Below are 2162 nucleotides of genomic sequence, written 5' to 3' on the forward strand. Positions count from 1 at the left end.
GAAATCCACGACCCCAGGAAGACCGTGCCACTGCGCATGGTCCCGCTGGTGCTGGGCGGTACGCTGGTGTCGCACCTGTTCGGCGCCTCGGTCGGCCGCGAAGGCACGGCGGTGCAGATGGGCGGCGCCCTCGCCGACCAACTGACCCATTGGCTGCGCCTGCGCCGCGAAGACCGGCGGATCATCCTCATGGCCGGCATCAGCGCCGGTTTCGCCTCGGTGTTCGGGACGCCTTTGGCCGGAGCGCTGTTCGGCCTGGAGGTGCTGGCTATCGGCCGGATGCGTTACGACGCGCTGTTTCCCTGCATGGTCGCGGCCATCGTCGCCGACCAGGTCGGCCTGGCCTGGGGCGTGGCGCATACCCACTACCCGATTGGCGAAGTGGTGCCGGTGCAGTTCTGGAGCATCATGGCAGCGGTATTGGCCGGTATCGTCTTTGGCCTCGCCGGCCTGCTGTTCGCCAGCGCCACCCATCGACTGGGGGCCTGGGTAAAGCGGCTGATCAAATACCCTCCGTTGCGGCCACTGCTCGGCGGCGCGGTGATCGCCCTCGCCGTCTGGGCGCTGGATGCCCATCCGTACATCGGCCTGGGCATTCCCGGCATCGTACAGTCGTTCCAGGTACCGGTCGCGCCGTGGGACTGGTTCGGCAAGCTGGCGTTCACCGTGGCCTCATTGGGATCAGGGTTCAAGGGCGGTGAAGTGACGCCGCTGTTCTACATCGGCGCCACCTTGGGCAACGCCCTCGCCCCGCTGCTGCACCTGCCATTCGCCATGCTCGCCGGGCTCGGCTTCGTCGCCGTGTTCGCCGGCGCGGCCAATACGCCGCTGGCGACTATCGTCATGGCGATAAAGCTGTTCGGTCCCCAGATCGCGCCGTTCGCGGCCATCGCCTGTATCGCCAGCTACCTGGTGTCCGGCCACACCGGCATCTACAACGCCCAGCGCGTTGGCCACAGCAAGCATCGCGGCGACCTGCCCGAAGACTTGCGCCTGGGCGAAGTGAAGCAGTACCGGGCACAGGCCAGGTCCGCCGCAAAAGAGAGGAAATAAGGCTGGAGCACTCCCGCCTGAAATGATCCGGCGGGATTGGCGCCAGCGCGGCGCCAATCCCGCTCCGGTACTTACTGTTCGCCAGCGCCCAGCGGCGGGGTCCGCGGCGGAACCAGACGCTTGCTGCCGGTCGCCTCGAAAGCCGCCGCCAATTGCAGCAACGCCGAGTCGTCATAGGCACGACCAGCGAAGGTCAGACCCACCGGCATGCCGATATCAGCCATCACCCCCATCGGCACGGTGACCGTCGGCACGCCCAGGTGCCGGATCGCCAGGTTGCCGTTGGCCACCCAGATACCGTTGCTCCAGGCAATGTCGGCGGACACCGGGTTCACATCGGCATCGGCCGGACCGACATCGGCGACCGTCGGGAACAGCACCGCGTCCAGCCCCCTCTCCCGCATCCAGTCCTCGAGGTCGATACGCCGGGTCTGCTCCAGCCCGCGCAGACCGTCCGGCAGCGTACTGATCTCGTTCCACGGGGTGATGCCGCGCTCGGCCATGCGCACGTACTCGTCCATGCCGGCGGCCAGGTCGCCCTCGCGGTTCGGCAGCGTGCCCGGGTCGTGCGGGAAGATCTTCGGCCCGTCGACATCCACCAGTCGATTGAGCTTCGGATCGCCGTTGGCCCGCAGGAAATCGTCGAAGGCCCAGGCGCTCAGGTCCCACAGTTCATGGTGCAGGAACTCCTTGGACACCAGCCCGCGGGTGAACACCGTCGGCGCGCCGGGCCGATCGCCCTCGCAGTTCGAGACCAGCGGAAAATCGACCTCGACCACTTCCGCACCGGCGGCCTCAAGCGCCTGACGTGCCTGCTGCCACAAATCGATGACCGAGGCACGGGTGTTGATGCGCTGCCCGGTCGGGCCACCGATGCCGGGTTCCGCACTGGTGCCGGCGTCCGGGTCGGCGTTGATGAACATCTTCGGTACACCGAGGCGCTTGCCGGCCAGCGCCTTGGCGCCGACAGCCAGCGCAGGATAGGACTCAGGGCGTACCGAGGCGACGCTGGGGATCGGCACCCAGGGTTGCAGGCGCCACAGATCGCCGCGGGTATCCGGGTCTTCGGCGACCACCACGTCGAGCACTTCCAGCAGGTCGGCCATGGT

2 protein-coding genes are annotated in these 2162 nt (G+C 67.7%); one reads left to right on the forward strand and one right to left on the reverse strand.

The window, feature by feature from the left end; all coding sequences use genetic code 11:
* The coding region (locus K675_RS31515; RefSeq protein WP_017906783.1) for a voltage-gated chloride channel family protein at positions 1-1053 on the forward strand (1053 nt) is incomplete at its 5' end.
* Between the two features lie 71 nt (positions 1054-1124).
* On the opposite strand, the gene K675_RS0128065 is transcribed toward K675_RS31515, so the two are convergent.
* Positions 1125-2162: amidase (locus tag K675_RS0128065; RefSeq protein ID WP_026145601.1), on the reverse strand; the 1038-nt coding region annotated here is incomplete at its 5' end.

Origin of the sequence: Pseudomonas fuscovaginae SE-1, from assembly GCF_000364705.1 — a bacterium.
Classification (GTDB): domain Bacteria; phylum Pseudomonadota; class Gammaproteobacteria; order Pseudomonadales; family Pseudomonadaceae; genus Aquipseudomonas; species Aquipseudomonas fuscovaginae_A.